The organism is Methylobacterium sp. J-070, from assembly GCF_022829385.1.
In the GTDB taxonomy this organism is placed as follows: domain Bacteria; phylum Pseudomonadota; class Alphaproteobacteria; order Rhizobiales; family Beijerinckiaceae; genus Methylobacterium.
Genome location: NZ_JAKSXX010000193.1, coordinates 1 through 421, shown reverse-complemented (window position 1 = coordinate 421; position 421 = coordinate 1). Strand labels below are relative to the sequence as shown.

Below are 421 nucleotides of genomic sequence, written 5' to 3'. Positions count from 1 at the left end.
CGAGGCTCTGCCTCGGATGCTCGATCCTGAGCCGGTCCTTCTTGGGGACATAGCTCAGTTGGGAGAGCGCGTGCTTTGCAAGCATGAGGTCGTCGGTTCGATCCCGTCTGTCTCCACCATTTGTTTGGGACTTGGCGCCGTGGAAACGGCCGCCGCCTGAGAGGATGGATGTCGAGGCCGCTATCTGGAGAATGCGTTTGCCGCAGCAATGATCAGCGAGGACCGTCAGGTTTGGTTGGTCGTGCTGTCAGGCGAAAACAATCAGTGACATCGTGAAGAGGGAATGTGGCCGTTGGGGCAGAGAGATCTGTCAACCCTGGCGGTCATGTTCGGCAAGCATACGGCGACGGGATCGGAAACGGTTCTGTCGCTGGTCTTTTTGTGACCGTGTCGTGACCGACAGCCTAGCGGCTGCCGGTCA

The 421-nt window shown here is 58.9% G+C and carries 1 tRNA gene; it reads left to right on the top strand.

Annotation, left to right across the window (positions count from 1 at the left end):
- Positions 1-43: 43 nt before the first annotated feature.
- A tRNA-Ala gene (locus tag MKL01_RS20740) sits at positions 44-119 on the top strand.
- The last annotated feature ends 302 nt before the right edge of the window (positions 120-421 follow it).